The sequence below is a fragment of the Rhizobacter sp. genome, assembly GCA_021153565.1.
GTDB lineage: Bacteria > Pseudomonadota > Gammaproteobacteria > Burkholderiales > Burkholderiaceae_C > Albitalea.
The window spans coordinates 20281-40405 of the sequence record JAJKJU010000127.1; the positions used below are offsets into that span (position 1 = coordinate 20281).

At 62.0% G+C, this 20125-nt stretch carries 15 protein-coding genes and 2 tRNA genes; 7 read left to right on the forward strand and 10 right to left on the reverse strand.

Translation table 11 applies throughout. The features are described from left to right. The 10 genes from AC30NL_RS07795 to AC30NL_RS07840 all read right to left on the reverse strand — a co-directional run bounded on the left by AC30NL_RS07795 (position 1) and on the right by AC30NL_RS07840 (position 14288). Positions 1–1995, reverse strand: coding sequence for a restriction endonuclease subunit S (locus tag AC30NL_RS07795; protein ID WP_489463464.1), 1995 nt, complete (start codon positions 1993–1995; stop codon positions 1–3). Beyond that, complete coding sequence (locus AC30NL_RS07800) at positions 1995–3044, reverse strand: PDDEXK nuclease domain-containing protein (protein ID WP_489463440.1); 1050 nt, start codon at positions 3042–3044, stop codon at positions 1995–1997. Before AC30NL_RS07800 ends, AC30NL_RS07795 begins: the two co-directional genes overlap by 1 nt. After that, entirely contained in the window at positions 3041–4834 is a 1794-nt protein-coding gene (locus tag AC30NL_RS07805; RefSeq protein WP_489463441.1) for a type I restriction-modification system subunit M, read from the reverse strand. Before AC30NL_RS07805 ends, AC30NL_RS07800 begins: the two co-directional genes overlap by 4 nt. Before the next feature lie 35 nt (positions 4835–4869). Then, entirely contained in the window at positions 4870–7296 is a 2427-nt protein-coding gene (gene hsdR / locus AC30NL_RS07810) for an EcoAI/FtnUII family type I restriction enzme subunit R (protein WP_489463442.1), read from the reverse strand. A 526-nt stretch (positions 7297–7822) separates the two neighbouring features. Next, entirely contained in the window at positions 7823–8416 is a 594-nt protein-coding gene (locus tag AC30NL_RS07815; RefSeq protein ID WP_489463443.1) for a methyltransferase domain-containing protein, read from the reverse strand. 18 nt (positions 8417–8434) lie between these two features. Then, a complete protein-coding gene (locus AC30NL_RS07820) occupies positions 8435–9433 on the reverse strand; it encodes a glycosyltransferase family 2 protein (protein ID WP_489463444.1) in 999 nt (332 codons plus the stop codon). Next, positions 9430–10350 (reverse strand): DUF6492 family protein, encoded by a 921-nt coding sequence (locus AC30NL_RS07825; protein WP_489463445.1) that lies wholly within the window; start codon positions 10348–10350, stop codon positions 9430–9432. The genes AC30NL_RS07820 and AC30NL_RS07825 overlap by 4 nt, the downstream gene beginning before the upstream one ends. Next, on the reverse strand, positions 10343–11641 hold the full coding sequence (locus AC30NL_RS07830; RefSeq protein ID WP_489463446.1) for a glycosyltransferase family protein: 1299 nt from the start codon (positions 11639–11641) through the stop codon (positions 10343–10345). The genes AC30NL_RS07825 and AC30NL_RS07830 overlap by 8 nt, the downstream gene beginning before the upstream one ends. A gap of 101 nt (positions 11642–11742) precedes the next feature. Next, the gene (gene msbA / locus AC30NL_RS07835; RefSeq protein WP_489463447.1) at positions 11743–13515 is read right to left on the reverse strand and encodes a lipid A export permease/ATP-binding protein MsbA; all 1773 of its coding nucleotides are present in this window, start codon (positions 13513–13515) and stop codon (positions 11743–11745) included. After that, on the reverse strand, positions 13512–14288 hold the full coding sequence (locus tag AC30NL_RS07840) for a glycosyltransferase family 2 protein (RefSeq protein WP_489463448.1): 777 nt from the start codon (positions 14286–14288) through the stop codon (positions 13512–13514). Before AC30NL_RS07840 ends, msbA begins: the two co-directional genes overlap by 4 nt. A 61-nt stretch (positions 14289–14349) precedes the next feature. Between AC30NL_RS07840 and tolB the strand changes: the two genes are divergently transcribed. From tolB to AC30NL_RS07875, 7 genes are all read left to right on the forward strand, one after another. Then, positions 14350–15678 carry a Tol-Pal system beta propeller repeat protein TolB gene (tolB, locus tag AC30NL_RS07845; RefSeq protein ID WP_489463449.1) on the forward strand — a complete coding sequence of 443 codons (1329 nt, stop codon included), beginning with the start codon at positions 14350–14352 and terminating at the stop codon, positions 15676–15678. 91 nt (positions 15679–15769) lie between these two features. Continuing rightward, the gene (gene pal, locus AC30NL_RS07850) at positions 15770–16321 is read left to right on the forward strand and encodes a peptidoglycan-associated lipoprotein Pal (RefSeq protein ID WP_489463450.1); all 552 of its coding nucleotides are present in this window, start codon (positions 15770–15772) and stop codon (positions 16319–16321) included. An 11-nt stretch (positions 16322–16332) separates the two neighbouring features. Continuing rightward, complete coding sequence (gene ybgF / locus AC30NL_RS07855; protein WP_489463451.1) at positions 16333–17112, forward strand: tol-pal system protein YbgF; 780 nt, start codon at positions 16333–16335, stop codon at positions 17110–17112. A 3-nt stretch (positions 17113–17115) separates the two neighbouring features. After that, positions 17116–17913 carry a tRNA threonylcarbamoyladenosine dehydratase gene (locus AC30NL_RS07860; protein ID WP_489463452.1) on the forward strand — a complete coding sequence of 266 codons (798 nt, stop codon included), beginning with the start codon at positions 17116–17118 and terminating at the stop codon, positions 17911–17913. Positions 17914–17920: 7 nt separating this feature from the next. Next, positions 17921–17996 (forward strand) — tRNA-Lys (locus AC30NL_RS07865). Between the two features lie 23 nt (positions 17997–18019). Beyond that, positions 18020–18095 (forward strand) — tRNA-Lys (locus AC30NL_RS07870). A gap of 773 nt (positions 18096–18868) precedes the next feature. Further along, on the forward strand, positions 18869–20113 hold the full coding sequence (locus AC30NL_RS07875; RefSeq protein WP_489463453.1) for an MFS transporter: 1245 nt from the start codon (positions 18869–18871) through the stop codon (positions 20111–20113). Positions 20114–20125: the final 12 nt, after the last annotated feature.

Below are 20125 nucleotides of genomic sequence, written 5' to 3' on the forward strand. Positions count from 1 at the left end.
TCAGGCCTCTGCTTTTTCCAAAGCCTTGGTGCGCATCTCGGCCACCTCGGGTTCGGTGACCCAGCCATGCGCCACCTCGGTTTTCAGCTGCGCATAAAAAGCGTCGATCTCGCCGCCGAAGCGTTGCCACAGGTCGCGGGCCGACATCTCGCCGTTGTTGCGGGCCAGCAAGGTGGCGAGCGGGGCCTGGGCTTTGACGTCTGGTGCAGTGCCCAGGCGCAGCGGGGCGATCAGTTCTGTTTGTGGGGGTTTCACTGGGGATTCCTCTTCTGCGCCGACAGCAACGCCGGTGAGCGCAGCAACGGTAGCGGTTGCAAGGTTTGCTGCGACTCGCAGGCTTCTGCCAAGACGTTCTGCGTGGTGGTCGCACAGCTCAAATAATCGATCCACGATCTCGACTATCTGGTCCTGCTCGCCGCGTGGTGGAACAGGGATAACCAAGTCTTCGACGCCACCAACACGGAGGTGCTTCACCGTCATGCCAATTGCAGCCTCGGTCATACGAGACTGGAAGCTAGGACTTTGAATGACATACAAGAGGTACCGGTTGCTGAACAGCTTCGGAAACAACCGGATGAGCATGGTTCGCTGTCCTAGGCAGACGCGCTCGCCCTCAGGAACAATTGCGGCCTCCCCCATGGGCGCTTCCCGCGTGAAAAAGATGTCACCAGAATTGGGAGGCATGCGCCGAGCCCAATAGGCATAGGTCTCCTCAGAGATCTTCCGCGTCTTGGTCAAGTCCATCTGTCCATCACGAATGTCGGTCGTGCGGACAAGATGAATGCCCTTCTGGACATAGGGAGCCGTCTTGTTGTGGCAATCGACGACGGCTTGGGAAACTTGAAGCAATGACGCCCAACACCAATGTTTCGGCACCGCCGCACTGGGCACGGTTATCTGCTGTGTGCGCAGCTTCTTCAGCATGGCAACCGCTTCCTTTTTCTCCTGCTCATCTGCGATCTCTGCCCACTCAGCCCTGGCGCGCACAATTTTTTCGATCAACGCAGATGCAGGAGTTGAGACACTTGGGGTCGGCAACAAGCGACCACTCACCGCAAGGTCGAGAACCAGTTCCTTGAAATCTCGCACATCCCCTGGCTTACGGAACAAATGCGCGAAGTTGGCCTGGAGGCGTTGCCAGCCCTCTTGCAGTTCGTGCGGGCTTTCGGCGCTCGCGAGGGCCTGCAAGGTGGACTGGCGCAGGGCGTTTTGCAGCTTGCGTTGGTCTTGCTGCTGCTTCTCCAACTTGTCGCACAGAGCCATCAGCTCATCGACTTTGGCGACGATGCGGGATTGTTCCCGTTGAGGCGGGAAGGGAAACAATGCCTCACGGGCGGAGTCAGTCCCGAGCCGGGGCAGATTCATTCCGTAGGTTGAGCCGTTGGCGTAGGCGATGAAGTACGGGGACTTGAGGTACCAACGCAGATATCTAGCCTCGATCTGGTCGAAGAACGAGATCGGACTGATTTCTGTCGTACAGACACCGGGGGAGTCAGCTATCAGCACCTTGTCGAGATAAGGCCTCAGCTTCCCGTACAGCACGGCCCCAGCAGGGAATCCGTTCTTTGTGCTCTTGAACTTACGGTCGCGAGCAACGACCTTCGACAGGAGCCTCGATGTCCCTTTTTCGACATCTTCCAGCTCAAGCACCCACGTCTCCTCGGATACGTCTTCGAATTCAATCTTGGGAGCATCGCCGTAATTAGTGACATAGCCTAGACGACTCCAAGCCCAGCCCTCCGGCAACAGCCACGGGTGATTGCTTGGTTGGACGACTGACGGATCGGGCTGCCGCTTGAGGGCTTTCTTTGCAAGCAGCGCTCTCTGCTGTTGCCTGTTCACGTCGATCAGATCGGCCGCAGCTACGTCGCCTGGTACGCGTTGCGTCAAGCGTCCGGAAATCGCCAACTGAAGCACCAGCCCCCTCAAGCGTGCCACGCCCCCAGGTGCACTCGCGATGTGGCCGAACTCGGCCAGAAACTGCGCAGCGTCCATCAAGCTTCATCCCCGTTGCGGTTCTCCAAGCGCGCACGTGACAGGGCGATGGCTTCGTGCAGCTTGGCTTGCAGCACTTCCTTGGACGGCAGGGCCGTGAGGTGCTCGGCCACGTGAATGCCGCTGGCATCCAGCTCCAACAGTTCGATCTGCTCGCGCTTCTTGCCGCCGCACAAGATGATGCCCAGCGGCGGGGCTTCGCCGGGCTCCTGCTCGTGTTTGGCAAGCCAGCGCAGGTACAGCGCCATCTGGCCTTTGTATTCGGCCTTAAAGTCGCCGAGCTTCAGGTCGATGGCCACCAGGCGCTTGAGGCGGCGGTTGTAGAACAGCAGGTCGATGTAGAAGTCGTCCTGGTCGAGCTGGATGCGCTTTTGCCGCGCGACGAAGCTGAAGCCTGTGCCCAGCTCCAATAGAAAGCCTTCTAGCTCGCGCAAGATGGCGTCTTCCAAGTCGCGCTCCAGGTAGCGGTCGTTGAGGCCCAGAAAGTCGAGCACGTAGGGGTCTTTGAGCAGCAGCGTGGGGCTCAGCTCGCCGGTCTGGCGCAGGGCGGCCAGTTCATGGGTGATGAGCTCGGCAGGTTGGCGCGACAGCGCGGTGCGCTCAAAGAGCTGAGAGTCCATCCGTTCTTGCAGTGTGCGGGTGCTCCAGCCTTCTTGCTGGCACATCTGCAGGTAGAAGTCGCGCTTGAGGGGTTCGGCGATGTAGATGAGGGCTCGATAGTGCGTCCAGCTCAAATGTCTACGCGCTGCGGAGAGAATTTTCGGGTCGGGGAAGGCCTCGGTAAAGCGCAGCATGTGGCGCAGGTTCTTTTCGGAAAAGCCGCGCCCGTACTCGGCCTCCAACTGTCTCGCCAGTGCGGAGACGATGTGCTCGCCATAACCCGCCCGTTGGCCTTGCAGCACCTCGGTGCGGATGCGCTGGCCGACGTGCCAATAGAGCAAGGTCAACGTGCTGTTGACCGTACTGGCCAACTGGTGGCGGCTTTGCTCGATGAGCTGGAGGATGTCGCCGAGCAGCTGTGGCGTGGGTTCGACCGGTGTGCCGCTCATGCCTGAGGCTCCTCAGCGGTGAAGTGGTGCGCCAACGCGGCGGCGAGTTCACTCTTGAGTTGGCTTTCTGTCTCTTCGATCTGGCCAAGCAAGGTCTTGTACTTTTCCAGCAGCACGTCGGGGTCGTGGGTTTCTTCTTCTGGCGCGTTGGGGTTCTTCAAGTCCAGGTTGTAGATGGGCCAGTAGAGCCGGTCGCCAGCGGCCTGGGCGTCGCGTGCTTGCAGGCGCAGCCCTTCGCTCTGCGGGCGCAGCATTTCAATTTCATCTTCAACTGCTCTGCGCTGTTGAGCATCGCTCACACCCTTGACGGACTCTCGCAGACTGCGCATCTGGCCTTCCAGCGCGCTGGCCTGGTTGTTCAGCTGATCGGCGCGGACCCAGTGCGGTTGGGCGGCGGCCTCGGCCTGCTCGCGCTTGGTCTTGAAGTCCACTTTCCAAGCGAGCTCGTTTTCCACCCGGTCGGCGAAGTGATTGGCCTCGCTGCCCCACCAGTCCTGCTCGGGCTTGAACTCTTCAATGCGAATGGGCTTGGTCTTGCTGTAGCTTTTGTAGCCCGGCGGGTAGGGGTGTTCGTAGAACCAGATGGTGTCGGTGTGGAAGTGGTCGTCGCCGTCGTTCACCTGTGCGCCCTTGGTGAAGAACAGCAGGTTGGTTTTGATGGTGGTGTAGGGCGCGAACACGCCCTTGGGCAGGCGCACGATGGTGTGCAGCTTGCAGTCGCGCAGCAGCAGCTTCTTCAGTGTGGCCTTGATGCCATCGCCAAACAGGAAGCCGTCTGGCAGCACCACCGCGGCGCGGCCGTTTTGCTTCAGCAACTTCTTGATGATGAGGGCCATGAACATGTCGGCGGTTTCCCGCGTGCGCAGGTCGGCCTGGTATGTATTGCCCACGCCATCCTCTTCGTAGCCTCCGAAGGGTGGGTTGGTGATGACGCAGTCGACCTTCTCGTGAGCACCCCACTCGTTCCAGGGGATGCCCAAGGTGTTCTTGTGCTCGATCTGGCTGGGCACGTCGATGCCATGCAGCAGCATATTGGTGGTGCACAGCAGGTGGGGCAACTGCTTCTTTTCGATGCCGCGGATCAGGCCCTCGATCGCGGCCTTTTCCGCCGCGCTGGACTTGCCCGTGACCTGGTGCCGCAGGTGGTCGATGACGGCAGTCAGGAAGCCGCCGGTGCCGCAGGCCGGGTCCATCACCATCTCGCGTTTGGCCAGGCTGGGGTTGAGCCGATCGGCCATGAACTGGGTGATGGCACGCGGGGTGTAGAACTCCCCCGCATTGCCAGCACCGCGCAAGTCGTTGAGCAGCTGCTCGTACACGTCACCCAGGTTGGCGCGGGTCTTGAAGTCGTGGAAGTTGATGGCCTCTTCCAGCTTCTCGATCACAGCCAGCAACTGGGTGCCGGACTTCATGTAGTTGTTGGCATCCCGGAAGACACCACGAATCACCTTGTGCTGAGGGCTGACGCTTGCGTCGAGCTCCTTGAGCTTGGGGAACAGCTCGTTGTTGACAAAGGGGATCAGCTCACTCCCGGCCTTCTGCGACTTGGTTTTCCCGTCTTGGCCAGCCAAGTATGCCGCCCAATTCCTCCACCGGTACTCTTCGGGCAAAGGCGACTTGTACTTCTTCTTTCTCTCTTTGGCGTCGTCTTCCCACTCTTGCTCACGCTGATCGAAAACTTTGAGGAAAAGCATCCACGTGAGCTGGCCCAGGCGCTGGGCATCGCCGTCGACGCCATCGTCCTTGCGCATGATGTCCTGGATGGATTTGATGGTGCTGCTGAGGTTCATCTCGTTGTTCTCATATCACGCGGCCTGCCAACTGGTCAGGCTTGTTTCTTGTCGTTCTCTTCGTAGAGGGCTTGTTCCAGGGCCCGCACGGCCTGGGTGAACTGCTCGATGCCGCCGAAGATGCCCCGGCGGATCTGCGTCTTGCTGCCGAACTGGTCGAACGGTGGCAGCTCCAGCACCTTGGCGTCTTCGATGTTCTGTACGCCGTGGTCGGAAAACTTGTCCAGCAGGGCTTCGAGCACGGCGCGCGCCTGCTCTCCGTACTTGCCAAACACGTCGCGCTTCTTGACGTTGTTGGCCCGCTCGCGGCGGGTCAGAGGCTGCTGGTCAAAGGCGACGTGCGCAACGAGGTCGAACACGTCGAGCTCGGCCCCATTGGGCACGGCCTGCTGCAAGACTTCAAGCGGAACGCCGTGTTCACCCAGTTCGTCGAGCACAGCCTGCTTGCGCTCGGCGCTGTTCCATCGCCGAAGAAAGTCGGTCAAGCTGCCGAACTCGGCTTGCAGCGCCTTCTTGATATCGTCCTTGAGCAAGACGCGGTAGTCCTCGGTGATGAGCTTGCCGTCGGCGTCCAAGTACTGCGAGCGCTCGACAGCTACGCGCACGTTGACATCGTCGACGACGTACTTGACTCGGCCTTCTCCGCCTCCACCCGTGGTGAGGCCAGACGAGGTCAGCTCTTCGCCAGGAGAGCCAGCGCCCGCGTAGGGCGGCTCGTTCTCTCCGGTTCGCAGGGGAGATTCGGGCGGCACCACGGGTTCGTCAGCTTTGGGCTCGTAGATCACCACCGGCTCACCATCAAAGTCAGGATCGGAGAAGAGGCGTGTGGCGCCTTTGAAGTCCATGATGGTGAAGTAAAGCTTCTGATAGTCCTCACGCAGGCGGGTGCCGCGGCCGATGATCTGCTTGAACTCGGTCATCGAATTAATGTTCTGGTCCAGCACGATCAGCTTGCAGGTTTTGGCATCCACGCCCGTGGTGAGTAGCTTGGAGGTGGTGGCGATGACGGGGTACGGCTCGTCGTTGTCGATGAAGTACGACAGCTGCGCCTTTCCCTCGTTGTCATCGCCGGTGATGCGCATGACGTAGCGGCGATTGCTGGCCGCGGCAGGGATGATCTTCACCAGCTCCTGGCGCATCCGCTCGGCGTGATCTTGGTCGTCACAGAAGACGATGGTCTTTGCCATGGGGTCGGTGGCCTTCAAGTACTCCCACACCTTGCTCGCCACCAGACGGGTTCGCTTTTCCAGCACCAGGTTGCGGTCGAAATCCTTGGTGCTGTATTGTCGCTGCTCCACCGCTTGGCCGAGCTTGTCGACCTTGCCCTTCTCCGGCGTGTAGCCAATGGCATCCACGTCTGTGGCGATGCGGATTACCTTGTAAGGCGCAAGGAAGCCGTCCTCGATGCCTTGCTTCAGCGAGTAGGTGTAGACCGCGTCACCGAAGTAGGTGGAGTTGCTTGCTTCCTTGGTTTCCTTCGGTGTCGCTGTCAGGCCCAGATGCGTGGCATCGCTGAAGTAGTCCAGCACGTCCCGCCAAGCTGAGTCGTCTGCGGCGCTGCCGCGATGACACTCGTCAATGACCACCAGGTCGAAGAAGTCGGCGGGAAACTGCCGGTAGATCTGCTTCCACTCCTCTCGCCCTGTCACTGCCTGGTACAGGGCCAGGTAGACCTCGTAGTTCTTCTTGACCTCGCGGTTGGTGACCTTGTGCATCACCTCTCCGAACGGGGCGAAGTCCTGCTGCATCGTCTGGTCAACCAGGATGTTGCGATCGGCAAGGAACAAGATGCGCTTCTTCGCCTTGGCCTTCCACAAGCGCCAGATGATCTGAAATGCCGTGTAAGTCTTGCCTGTCCCCGTAGCCATGACCAGCAGCACACGCTGCTGGCCCTTGGCGACGGCTTCAATGGCACGGTTGATGGCGACACGCTGGTAGTAGCGAGGCTCCCGGCCGCTGCCGTCGGCGTAGAAGGGCTGCTCCATGAGCGCGATGGCCTTGGGCTCGGTCAGGCCCTTCCACTGCTGAAAAAGCGCCCAAAGCTCGGCGTGCGTCGGGAAGGCGTCCAGGGGTACTTCACGCTCGGTCGGTGTGGTAAGTCCAGTTCGGTCGTGGAGCAAGAATGCAGTGCCGTTGCTGCTGATCGCGAAGGGGGCGTCCAGCATCTCAGCGTAGGCCAGCGCCTGCTGCATGCCGTGCCCCACCGGGAAGCGAGCTTGCTTGGCCTCAACCACCACCAGGGGGACGCTCGGCCGCGCATAGAGGACGTAGTCTGCCCGCTTCGGCCCGCCTTTGGCTTCTGGGTTACGCACGCGGGCGGCAAGCGTGCCACGCACCATGACGCGGCCGTCTGTGAGGCTAACTTCTTCCCTGAACTGAGTCTGATGCCACCCGGCGCCCCGGATAGCGGGAGTGATGAATTTTGTACAGATGTCCCGTTCACTCAGATCATGCTTATTCACGTAGACGCTCCCGCTCGCTCCCACACGTGGAGAATAGGAAGTGCCATCAGCACCAGCTTGGCGCGTCGTTTGGCCATCGCTATTGAAGGCCTGCCGAAGCGACACGCGACTAGCGCGCTCTTGAAAGCTCGAAGCACTCCCGGATTCCTCTCGCAAGGCGAGTCTACTTGTGATGAGCAGGCGTCCTGACATCGGGCCGCCGTGCCGTGTCGCAGGCTTGAGAGAAACGAGCGCTCTGAGGAGGAAACCTGCCATTCATTGCGTCACTGTGAATGGCAGCAACCGCTGCAATGATGACGCTCGCGGCGTCTTGGCGGTGATCAGCGGCTGGCTCACAGGTGCGAAGCGTTCATGACGGTCAGGGCAAGCGAGGCCGATAGGAACGTCAGTTGTGTGAAGCGTGATGCCTGCACCCTCTTCACAGTCTGGGCTTGCTTTCTGCAGGGTGCAGGTGAGCCCTTGAAGGTGCATTGCGGCTTGCAGTCAATGTTGTCCCGTTGCGCGCTTGATCAGTCCGAGGATGCGGCTACTTGACCGCCTCCAACTCCCACAGGAAGTGCGTCAACTTACCACTGCGTCCGCGATTCCATAGCCTGAGCTTTTGCCGCCAGCTGAGCGGCTTGGGCGCCAGCGAGTCGAGGTACACCACCCATTCCGTTCGCAGGGCGTTGAACCCACCGACGAATCCGTAGATGTGCCCCAGCGGCTTATCGCCCGAGAAATATTCGTGCGAATGCGCGGTGATGATGTTGACGTGTGTCGGGTCCACGAATGCAGCCGGGCTTGGATACGCTGGAGTCAACGCATACAAGCGACCACCCGGCGCCAGCACGCGCCAGATTTCGTTCATCAGGTGGATGAACGGAAACCACGTCCCCTTGCCGTCCGGGGTGGTCAGCAATCGCGGCACGTGCTCGATGAAATCGTAGGCCGATACCGAGCCGAAATGGTTGTCCGGGTATGGGATAGGGTCGAGCACAACGTTGGCACAGCGGAACTCCGCTTGCGGTGTCGATGGGAGCGGGCGAATGTCCACGCCGCAAAGGGCGCGGCGACCGTAGGGATTTCGCGGCGTCAGGCCGCAACCGAGGTCAAGGTGCCGGTCTGGAACTGAAGGCATCGGGTTCTCCGTGAAATATCAGGGGTTCGCAGATGGCGCGGGGAATTGCGGATCGATGCCGGCAGCGACCAATGCAAGACGAATGTCTCGCGTGTGCCAACGCCAGCGCCAGCGCTTGAACGGGCTTCGGGCTTCGTCCCATAGCATGGCGGCATATCGCCAAGCGGCGCGCTCGCGCAGGCCGGTGGTCCAGCCCGAGCGCCTTGCATGTTCTATGAGGTGTCGAAGTGCCCGAGCATTGCCCACGCGCACGTGCTCAAAGCAGATGTCGGGATGCCGGGCCGCAATCAGCTTGCGGTTTTTGCGCATCAGTTCATGTTGCTCGCGCCCCATTCCCGAAAACGTGGCGCTGCCCACGTGGGCAACGAACACGTCCTCGGCGATCACCTGGTCGAAGCCGGCTTTCGCGAGCCGCAGGCTGAAGTCAAAGTCTTCGTAATAGCCCAGCCCGAATATCGGATCGAGCCCGTTCAGGTGCTGCCACACGCTGCGGCGCACTGCGACGCAGAAGAAGTCGCTGCGGTAGGTCGGTGTGATCAAGCGGGTCGGCAAACGCATGGCCGCTTCGCCGATGCTGGCGACCCGGTCCATCGGCACGTCGGGCAATGGAAGTCGTTGGCCATTGCCCGCGGCGTTGGTCACGGGGCCTACCATGGCGACCTTTGCAGGCACGGCGTCAAGCGTCGCGAGCAGGGATTCGAGCGCACCCCGGGGAAACAGAGTGTCGCTGTTGACGAGGCACACCCATTCGCCATGTGCCGCTTCCACGCCAGCGTTCATTCCGCCGGCGAAACCAAGGTTCTTCGCTTGCGGCAGGAAGGCGATGCGTGAATCGCTCTTCGCTGCCTCGGCACACCGCGCGGCAGCACCATCGTCCGAGTTGTTGTCCACCAGGATCAACTCGACCCGCGGATGCGACGGCGCATCGGCCAGCGTTTGAAGGCATGGCCCGGTCGTCGTGTCGAAACGCTTGAACGACAAGACAACCAGCGAGAGAAACGGTGCGGCCGTGCTCACCGCATGGCTTCCATGCGACGACGCCATCGCTTGATGCGTCGTGCGAAGCGCGACAAGGCCGAGCGGCTGTCGAGTGCGTCGAGTTCGTACTCCCAGTTGGACTGGTAACACGCGCCAAGAAACTGCTCGGCCAGTTTCTCAGGCGTCTCGCCCAAGCGCCGCATGACCAGCCATTGCCAGTCGTGGTGGTACACGCGAAACAAGGGCTCGATCGGCTCGACAGGAATGCTGCGGTACGCGAGCACGGCCTCGCCGTACCAGCGAATCTCGGTCGGGATGTGGTCGATCGCGTCCCATAACGTCCATCCGCGCGGTGCGAAGAAGCGGTCATGCAGGTCGCTCCAGACGCGAGCCGACCAGATGAGCGGCTGCGGTCCGAAGTCGTAATCGGGGCCGACACGTTCGAAGAGCGACTTCATGCGTTCGCTTTCTTCGCGGAAATGTTGGGCCACTTTCGAATGCCCGCGGTCGATGGCCAGCTGCAGCAAGTCGCGCGACTGGTGCATGAGCGTGTATGGGTGGCCCGCAGGGTGCAGGAAATTCGCACGAGCGATGTCGCGCAGGAACACCGTGTCCGAATCCACGCTGAGGTAGCTGGCGCAGCCGAGCAGCCGCCAAGCATCAGCCTTGATCACCTGCTGGGATCGATAGCCAGGCGTTCGATTCAGTCGATCCAGCAAGTTCGCGGATGCGGCCTGCGGATGGCTGCGCACCACGTCTTCATCTGTGACGAGTTCATACCGTTCACCAGCGAGCACTTCGCGAAAGACAGGCACGTCGCCTTTTGGCACGATGATGAAGATCGGAATCGCCTGCGGATTGTGTCGAGCCAGCGTGCCCAGCAGACGTTTCACACGCGCGGCATCGCCACGGTATGACTTGCACACCAGCATGAAGTCTCGCTTGGCCTCAGGCATGGTTTGCGGCGTCCACGATCTGCCGAACCGCATCGGCGACGGTCACTGGCGGTACGGTCACCTCGGGCAGCGCGTTGTCGCGCCAACGCTGGATGGCTGCTTCGAAGGCCGCGATGATGGCCGGCTGGTCCTTGCTCGGTGCGACGAAGCCGTCGTGTTCGAGTACCAGCGCGTCGAGCTGCGGGTTGGCGTAGGTCAGCGCCAGCACTGGACGGCGCGACCAGAAGTAGTCGTAAAGCTTGGACGGAATGTATTCAAGGCAATCCGACAGTTCGCCGTGGATCAGCAACAGAACGTCGCATTGCTGCATGCGCTGGATGACACGGGCGCGGCCAGACAGCCGCGTCTGCGGATCGAATTCGAGTCGGCCCATGGGCTTGATGACCTCGGACAGTTGCAGCGCTTGCATGACCTGCGCAGCCTCCGGGTCGAGCGAGCCGCCGTAGATCTCCAGACGCACGACCTCGCGCAACTCGGGCCGCAGTGCCAGTAGTGCCGCCAATGCGCGAAGTGCAGGAGCCAAGCTGCGGGTGGGCGAGAGTGATCCGAAATGACCAAAGACGCAATGGGGCCCCCGGACATGTTCGGTGCGCACAAGCGGCGGCTCTGCACCCGGCAGCACGACAATGCCTCGCTTGCCGAGTTCTGGATGACGCCTGTGAGCCGCTGCCAGCGCTCCATCGGTGAACCACCACGCCAGATCGGCGTGACGGCAAACGTAGCCTTCGAGTTTGGCAAGAAATCGCTCGTGGCGGTTGCGTGGCGCAACACCTGGGAGGATCAGTGGATCGTGTATTTCGGCAATCCACTTGCACCCGGTCCATCGCTTGAGCCAATAGCCCGCCAGATGCGCCGAGAACACACCACCAGTGGTATAGACCAGTTCGACATCGCCCTTGTCGATGAGCCGCTTGCCATGAAATGCCGCCGGCAAGGCCCAGGACCACTGGCTGCGAACACCAGATGCCAGCCGCTCGAGCAGAATGAAGGGCGCCAGCAGAACACTCATCAGCATTGTGACGATGCGGTACGCGAGGCTTCGTCCCCATTTGCGCAGCAGCACGTGCCGAAGGTCGAATCGGATGCCGGCGGGGCCCCAAGGCAGCAGTTGCCGATGTTCAACGCTTTCGTCAGGCAGCCCCATCACGCTGCTCAGCACCACAGGATCGATCCCCGCTGCGAGCAGGTGCGGAATCTTGTCGGTGATGGTGACGCTCTCCGCCCGCCCGTCCACGTTGTACGCATACGAGACGATCAACCATCGGCGTTTCGCCTTGGCAGGCGACGTCATCGGCCCGCTTTGGGCGCGCGGCCCATCAGGTAGAACTCGTCGTTCGGCAGGCTGCTCAACTCGGCCTCGGGAAAGCGGCTGATGGGATGCATCACCATGATTCAACTCCTGAATTGCAGCGAATGCAGGCGAGCGTACAGCCCGCCTTGGGCCAGCAGTTGCGCATGCGTGCCTTGCTCGACGACGCGCCCGTTGTCCATGGTCACGATGCGATCTGCGCCTTCTATGGTGGACAGGCGGTGGGCGATGACAAGGCTGGTGCGGCCATGCATCAAGCGCTCGAGCGCCTGCTGCACGAGCCGCTCCGATTCGTTGTCGAGCGCGGACGTGGCCTCGTCGAGGATGAGGATGGGCGCATCTTTGAAGATGGCCCGCGCGATGGCGAGGCGCTGGCGTTGCCCGCCCGAGAGCTGGCTGCCGTTGTGGCCGATCATCGAGTCCACGCCCTTGGGCAGGCCTTCGACGAAATCGAGCAGGTTCGCCGCGGCCAGCGCATCACGCACGCGTTCAGGATCGCCTCCGTTGCCTAGCGCGACGTTGGCGGCGACGGTGTCGTTAAACAGCACGACGTCCTGGCTGACGAGTGCGAACTGGCGGCGAAGTGCGTAGACATCCCATTCGCGGATCGGCGTGCCGTCGAGGGACACGGTACCGCTCGTCGGGTCGAGGAATCGCGGCAGAAGATTCACGAGCGTCGACTTGCCAGCGCCGGACGGGCCGACCAGAGCGACCGTTTCTCCAGCCTGCAGCGACATGCTGACGCCGTCCAGCGCCGGCGGCTGGTCGTCGCGATAGCGCAAGGACACGTCGCGCAACTCGATGCGCCCAGCGGTGCGAGAGGGCGCGAAGCTGCCGCCGGTTTCGACGGGCGATTCATCGATGAAGCTCACGCCGCGGTCGAGTGCGGCGAGCCCGCGTGTGAGCGGCCCCGACACTTCGGACAAATGCTTGATCGGCGTGATGAGTTGAAGCATCGTCGTCACGAACGCGACGAACGTGCCCACACTGTTCTGGTCATGCCCGCTTTGCCACAGCGCGGCGACGATCACCGCCGACAGCACAGTGGCCGCAACGATCTGCGTGATCGGCGTCATGACGGCGGCTGAGACGACGCCCTTGACGGAAACGCGCTGCAGTTGCTCGCTTGCGCGTTGGAAGCGGGACTTCTCCGTCTCTTCCGCTGCATGCAGACGCACGATGCGCCACGCCAGCACGTTCTCTTCGACCACATAGGCGAGGTCGTCGACGGCGCGCTGGCCTTGCACAGTGAGGCGATGCAGCCGCTTGCTGAGCACTTGCATGACAAGTGCAACCGGTGGGAACAAGATGGCCACGAAGAGCGTCAACTGCCAGTTGAGCCACAGCAGATAAGCCATCAACGCGACGAGCCTGAGCGAATCGCTCGTCAGCGTCTGCACGGAGTTGACGAGTTGCTGTGTCCCGTTCTGAATCTCGAACGTGATGGTATTGACGAGACTGCTCGCGGAGTTGCGCGCAAAGAGGGCCGGCCGGGCATCCAGGAGGCGCCCGAACATCGACCGACGCATCGCAAGCATGGCGCGGTTGGACGCCCATGCAAGGCCGTATTGCGCGACGAAGCCTGCAATGCTTCGGATTGCGAAGAGACCGATCACGGCAAGTGGCACCTGCCACAGTGGAAAGCGATGCTGTGCGAAGCCGCGGTCGAGCAACTGTCTGAGCAGCTCGGGCACCAGTGGCTCAGTGGCAGCCGTGATCACGGTGCCGATCAAGGCCAGCAGCAGACCGCGCCGCGCAGTCGCGAAGAATGGAACGATGCGCTTTACACGCTGCAACAAAGTGCGTGCGGCGACAGCGCCAACGCGATCGGCGCCTTCAGTCGAAATTTCACTCATGCGGGGAACTCTGGCCGCCGAGCGGGACTCTGCAGGAACATCAATTTGATGTACTTGTAATAGGTGTATTCAGCGTTGTAGATCGCGAGCATCAATCCGTGCTGTCCGTCGAGAAGTCCGAGACGAAAAAAATATGTTCGAACAAATGCGAACAACCCCGCCAGGACGGCGCGGTGTACGCTCGCGGACTTTCCGCGTGCCTGCATGTCGCGGGCATGGCCGCTCGAATAGCGGTTGAGCTTCTCGAGCACGTCGTTGATGTCGGGGTAGCTGTAGTGGACGAGGCTGGCCTCGAGTTCGCCAATGCTGCCGTCGACCGTCATGTGTGCATGAAGAAAGTGGTCGGTAAACCCCGACAGCGCACGACGGCCCAATCGCAAGGTATGGTCCGGCCGCCAGCCCGAGTGGCGAATGTACTTGCCGCAGAACTCCGACATCCGAGGAATCCGATAACCGTCATGTGCCCCCGATCGAATCGCCTCCTGCACTTGCGCGCGAAGCGTGTCGGTGATGCGTTCGTCGGCATCGAGCGACAAGACCCAGTCGGTGGTGGCGAGGGAAAATCCGCGCGCCACCTGCAGGCCGTAGCCAGGCCAATCGGTGTGTACCACGCGCGCACCGGCGTGCTCTGCAAGGGCGGGTGTGCCGTCAGTGCTGCCGGAGTCGAGCACCAGTACAGAGTCGGCGAAGGACGCGCTGTGCACGCACTCGCCGATGTTGCGAGCTTCGTTCTTTGCGACGATGACAACGGTCAACGTGGGGGACACTGGCATGGCGTGATCGACCGCTCCTCTATCATCAGATTGTCCACGATTCATTGAATATCAAGGCCCCATGCCGATGGCGAACCTCTGTGCTCCTGCGTTCCTTCCTCGTCGATTCGTTCTGCGCGGCCTTGCCTGCCTCGCATTCGCGATCTCCGTCGCGCCTGCGATGGCCCAGTTCCGAGTCGAGATCTCGGGCGTGGGCGCCACCCAGGTGCCGGTGGTTGTGGCGAGATTCAGAGATGAAGACAAGGCCACGCAACAAGTCTCTTCCATCATCCGTGCGGACCTTGAGCGCAGCGGTCTTTTTCGCAACATCGACGCGCCAGGCGTGCTCGATGAGTTGGCGCAACCGCAAATGGCGGACTGGCGAGCCCGTGCCGCGGACGCCCTTCTGGGCGGCTCTGTCACGCGCTTGGCTGATGGCCGCTACGACGTCCGCGCAAAGCTCTGGGACGTGGTCAAGGGCAGCGAGATCGGCGCGCAGAACGCGACCGTGCATCCCAACGACCTGCGGCTCGCGGCACACCGCGTTGCCGACTATGTGCATGAAAAGCTGACCGGCGAGAAGGGCGTGTTCTCGACGCGCATTGCCTACGTCGCCAAGGCCGGGAAGGCGAACTTCTTGCTTCGCGTGGCCGACAGCGACGGCTACGACCCGAGCGGCAAGCCGGGCGGCGAAGGCGTGTTGAACAGCTCCGAGCCCATCATCTCGCCGACATGGTCGCCCGACGGCAAGGAACTGGCCTACGTGTCGTTCGAGGACCAGAAGGCCGTGGTCTATGCGCAGGACATGGCGAGCGGCAGGCGCCGCGTCGTTGCGAACTTCCGCGGTTCAAACAGCGCACCGGCCTGGTCGCCCGACGGGCAGACGATGGCACTCACGCTGTCGCGCGAAGGCGGCTCGCAGATCTATTTGGTGGGCCGCAACGGCGGAACGCCCAGGCGCCTCACCACGAGTTCTGCCATCGACACCGAACCCTGCTTTGCGCCCGACGGCCGCACCTTGTACTTCGTCAGCGACCGCGGCGGCAGCCCGCAGGTCTATCGCATGCCGGCTGCGGGTGGGGCCGCCGATCGGGTTACCTTCACGGGCAGCTACAACATCAGCCCCGCGATCAGCCCGGACGGCCGCACGATGGCCTTCATATCGCGCCAGGGCAACACCTTCCGCCTGCACACGCTCGACCTGCAAAGCGGCGCGGTCCAGGCGCTGACGGACACGAGCGACGACGAAAGCCCGAGCTTTGCGCCCAATGGACGACTCATCATCTACGCGACGAGGGCCGCGGGGCGGGATGTATTGATGACCACTACGCTCGATGGCAAGATCAAGGCACGCTTGGCGTCCACCACGCCCGACGTGCGCGAACCGGTGTGGGGGCCGTACGGGCGATAGAGTCCCCGGATATTCGTTGGGGTCGAAAGACTCTGAAGCACAGGCGCCGGCAACTTGCAGACCGGCGCATCATCACTGAGAGGAAAGAACCATGAAACTCATTCGTATCGCTCATTCGAGCCTGCTGGTTGTTGCCGCGTCGGCACTCGTCGCCGGCTGCTCGAGCGTCAAGCTTGACGACACCAAGCCGCCAGTTGTCTCCAAGGACATCAAGGATTCGAATGCAGGCAATGCGGGAGCCACCACCGGCAATGCAGCACAGTCCCAAGTCACGCCGGTCGATGCCACCAAGAACCGCACCGCGTCCGATTCGAATCTCCCTCGCGTGGTGTATTTCGACTTCGACAGCTTCGTGGTGAAGGACGAGTTCCGACCTACCATTGATGCCAATGCCAAGGCCTTGGCCATTGACCGAAAGAAGAAGCTCGCCGTCGAGGGCCACACCGACGAGCGCGGCGGAAGCGAATACAACCTTGCACTTGGCCAGAAGCGCGCCGAAGCGGTCGTCAAGTCGCTGACGCTGCTGGGCGCCGACGACAAGCAGATCGAGGCCGTGAGCTTCGGCAAGGAGCGCCCTGCAGTTCAGGGCAGTGACGAAACGGCCTGGGCGAAGAACCGCCGTGCCGAACTCGTCAATCGCTGATAGAGACAGTCATGACTCTGCAACGATGGGCAGGTTCCGCCACGCTGGCGTGCGCCCTGTTCGCACCAGTGGCCCAGGCGGGCATCTTCGACGACGATGAAGCCCGCAAGGCCATTCTGGACTTGCGTCAGAAGCTTGAGCAGAGCAACGAGGCGCAGCGCGTCCGGCAGGCCGAACTCAACAACCAGATGGCCGAGCAGATCGCGCAACTCAAGAGGAGCCTGCTCGACCTGAACGCGCAGATCGAGTTGCTGCGTTCCGACAATGCCAAGCTGCGTGGCCAGGACGAGCAGACGACGCGCGACGTTGCCGAGCTTCAGCGGAAGGTGAAGGACTTGCAGCAGGGCGTCGACGACCGCATGCGCAAGCTCGAGCCGCAGAAGATCAGCCTCGATGGCCGCGAATTTTCCGTCGACCCAGACGAAAAGCGGCAGTACGACGAAGCGATGAGCGTCTTTCGCCGCGGTGAGTTTTCGGCGGCGGCAACGGCTCTGTCCACGTTTCAGGCGCGCTACCCCGCGAGTGGCTACAACGAATCGGCGACGTTCTGGCTGGGCAATGCGCACTACGGCAAGCGCGACTTCAAGGACGCGATCGCGATCTTCCGTGCCTTCGTGAACGCGCATCCGGACGCGGTCCGGGCGCCCGAGGCGCTGCTGTCGATCGCCAACTGCCAGGTCGAACTGAAAGACACCAAGGGCGCGCGCAAGACCATCGGTGATCTGATCAAGATCTATCCGAAGTCCGAAGCTGCCCAGGCAGGCCGCGAACGGCTCGCTTCTTTGAAATAAGCATTGCTCGATAACGTCGACATCGAACGCCGTTTCGGCGGACTGCGTCGCCTCTATGGCGATGCAGGTTATGCGCGCGTTCGTGCGGCACGCGTGGCGGTGGTGGGGCTTGGCGGCGTAGGGTCGTGGGCCGTCGAAGCGTTGGCGCGAAGCGGCGTGGCGTCGCTCACCCTCATCGACCTCGATCACGTGGCCGAGTCCAACGTCAACCGACAGATACAAGCCTTGGGCGCCACCATCGGTCAATCGAAAGTGCAGGCGCTGCGCGAGCGCATCGCAGACATCCACCCCGGCTGTGTCGTGCATTCGGTCGAGGAGTTCGTCGACGAGGACAACTGGCCCGGGTTGCTGGTCGAGCCCGTCGACGCTGTCATTGACGCCTGCGATCACGTGCGCGCCAAGGCGGCGCTCGCGGCTTGGTCGCTCGCCTGCGGCACGCCTCTGGTGATGTCCGGCGCTGCGGGTGGCAAGCAGCGCGCGCAAGACGTACAGGTCGAGGACATTGCCGACGTCACGCACGACCCCTTGATCGCATCGCTGCGCCAGCGTCTTCGCAAACAGCACGGTGCGCCGCGCAGCGGTCGCATAGGCGTGCGCTGCGTGTTCTCTCGCGAGGAAGTCAAAGCGCCGCCCGACGCCGAAGCGTGCAACGTAGATGGCAGCCTGAACTGCCACGGATACGGTTCAACAGTGGCCGTCACTGCGACCTTCGGCATGGTGGCCGCCGGGGACCTGCTCGCAACTTTGAGCAAGTCGATTGACACGGTTGCAATCGTTGAAAAAAGGAAGCTATACTCTTAAGCTTGCTGGGTCGTTAGCTCAGTCGGTAGAGCAGCGGACTTTTAATCCGTTGGTCGCGTGTTCGAGTCACGCACGACCCACCAACGGCCCAAGTAAAAACAGAATCGGGCTCTTAGCTCAGTTGGTAGAGCAGCGGACTCTTAATCCGTTGGTCGAGTGTTCGAGTCACTCAGGGCCCACCAACCAAAAACCCCGGAAACTCCAGCGTGACTTTCCGGGGTTTTTCCATTTCTGGTCTCGCGTAGACTCTCCCAGTCGCATATCCGAACCTGCCAGTCACCGGCCATGAGCCAGCAGCAGTTCCCGCCCCCCGTCTCATCTTCTACTGGCGCGCTGCTCAGGTTCATCCTGACAATCACATCACTCTGTGTGACACCGCATGTCGAATGCCGCGCCGATGTGCCAGACCACAATCAGCCATCGTCATGTCAGCCAACTTGACCTCATAAATTGACCGTCAGTGACTCCCCTGCGTTCATCAGGCATGCAACTGCGCCGGGAAGTTGCGGCCAAGCCGACTCGTTCGAGCAATTGAATCGGCTTCTCATGTGCTCGGCGCGCTTGACCTTGCGCGATACCGGCAGGCCGTCGTCGTCGTCGTAGGTCCGATCGGCCAGAAGCGTAGTCGCCGCAGTTCACGCCGGGGCGCGTCCGGCTGCACGACGAGCTGATGGTGAGCTGATGATGAGCGTTGGATTGCAGGGTCGCCACTGTGCGCTCCAGCGGATCGGCCACCGCTGCATCGGCGGCCGCCGTGTGCGCCTTGAAAGTTCATTCGCGATGGTGCCGTCTGAGTTGGACTCGCGCCGACCAGCGATCCAGCGTTGCCTCTCGAAAGACCGGACCGCAGCACGAATTGCTGCGTGCAGCACAATCTCACCAGCAGCGCCCGGCGATTGACATCTGGCGCCGCAATCATTCGATCGACCCGCCAGACCCTCCATTCGCCTGTGACATGAATTCTGTTGCGACCCCAGCCACTTCTTCCAACGATTCTGACCCGCAGGCAATTGCGCCCGGCAATCGGGCCTTCGGACCGGCGGTCGCGGCGCTGGGCGTCGGCGGTTTCGCGATCGGTACCGGCGAGTTCGTCATCATGGGATTGCTGCCCGAGGTTGCACGCGACCTGCATGTCACGATCCCGGAGGCGGGCCATGTGATCAGTGCCTATGCGCTCGGTGTCGTCATTGGCGCGCCGATGCTGGCGGTGCTTGCGGCCCACAGGCCGCGACGTGCGTTGCTGTTCGCGCTGATGGCATTGTTCGCCGTTGGTAACCTCGCGAGCGCACTGGCGCCCGGCTACTTTTCGCTCAAACTGCTCCGCTTTGCCGCCGGCTTTCCGCACGGCACCTATTTCGGAGTGGCGGCACTGGTGGCTGCTTCGCTCGCGCCGCCTCATCGACGCGCCAGTGCGGTGGGGCTCGTGATGCTCGGATTGACCAGCGCCACGCTTGTCGGCGTGCCGCTCGCCGCGTGGCTCGGCCAACACCTTGGCTGGCGCGCAGCCTTTGTGCTTGTCGGTGCGATCGCCGCTATGGCATGCGGGCTGATTCGCCGCTTCGTTCCCGATCTGCCGGCCGCCCATGGCGCCAGCCCGCTGCGCGAGCTGGGCGCACTCGCACGTCCGCAGGTGTGGCTGACGCTGGGCATCGGTGCCATCGGCTTCGGCGGCTTGTTCTCGGTGTTCAGCTACATCAAACCACTGCTGACCGAGGTAACGGGCATGCCAGTCAGTGCGGTGCCGCTGGTGCTTGCTCTCTTCGGCCTGGGCATGGTGGCCGGCAACCTTGTCGGCTCGCGGTTCGCCGACAAGTCGCTGATGCGCACGATTGCAGGATTGCTTGTCTGGGACGCATTGGTGCTCGGCGCCGTCGTGTTCACGGCGCCGTATGCGCTGGCAATCTCGATCAACGTCTTTCTTGTCGGCACCATCGTCGCGATCGGGCCAGCCTTGCAGATCCGTTTGATGGACGTGGCTGGCGATGCACAAACGCTGGCGGCCGCGCTCAACCACTCTGCCTTCAACGTCGCCAATGCGCTCGGTGCCTGGCTGGGCGGCGTCGCCATCACGGCGGGTATGGGCTGGACTGCCACGGGCTGGGTGGGCGCTTTGCTCGCCATTGGCGGAATGGCGGTGTTCTCGGCTTCTATCTACCAAGCGACGCGTGCTCGAGGCCAAAGGCTCGCTGCGACGGCTTGAGAGTGGGCGGCA

Bases quoted from the DNA above. Each gene is read 5' to 3' on its own strand.
- AC30NL_RS07840 (WP_489463448.1), bottom strand. From the start codon at position 14,288: ATGCCAGTGTCCCCCACGTTGACCGTTGTCATCGTCGCAAAGAACGAA.
- AC30NL_RS07795 (WP_489463464.1), bottom strand. From the start codon at position 1,995: ATGGACGCTGCGCAGTTTCTGGCCGAGTTCGGCCACATCGCGAGTGCA.
- AC30NL_RS07815 (WP_489463443.1), bottom strand. From the start codon at position 8,416: ATGCCTTCAGTTCCAGACCGGCACCTTGACCTCGGTTGCGGCCTGACG.
- ybgF (WP_489463451.1), top strand. From the start codon at position 16,333: ATGACTCTGCAACGATGGGCAGGTTCCGCCACGCTGGCGTGCGCCCTG.
- AC30NL_RS07830 (WP_489463446.1), bottom strand. From the start codon at position 11,641: ATGACGTCGCCTGCCAAGGCGAAACGCCGATGGTTGATCGTCTCGTAT.
- AC30NL_RS07805 (WP_489463441.1), bottom strand. From the start codon at position 4,834: ATGAACCTCAGCAGCACCATCAAATCCATCCAGGACATCATGCGCAAG.
- AC30NL_RS07825 (WP_489463445.1), bottom strand. From the start codon at position 10,350: ATGCCTGAGGCCAAGCGAGACTTCATGCTGGTGTGCAAGTCATACCGT.
- tolB (WP_489463449.1), top strand. From the start codon at position 14,350: ATGCCGATGGCGAACCTCTGTGCTCCTGCGTTCCTTCCTCGTCGATTC.
- pal (WP_489463450.1), top strand. From the start codon at position 15,770: ATGAAACTCATTCGTATCGCTCATTCGAGCCTGCTGGTTGTTGCCGCG.
- AC30NL_RS07875 (WP_489463453.1), top strand. From the start codon at position 18,869: ATGAATTCTGTTGCGACCCCAGCCACTTCTTCCAACGATTCTGACCCG.
- msbA (WP_489463447.1), bottom strand. From the start codon at position 13,515: ATGAGTGAAATTTCGACTGAAGGCGCCGATCGCGTTGGCGCTGTCGCC.
- AC30NL_RS07800 (WP_489463440.1), bottom strand. From the start codon at position 3,044: ATGAGCGGCACACCGGTCGAACCCACGCCACAGCTGCTCGGCGACATC.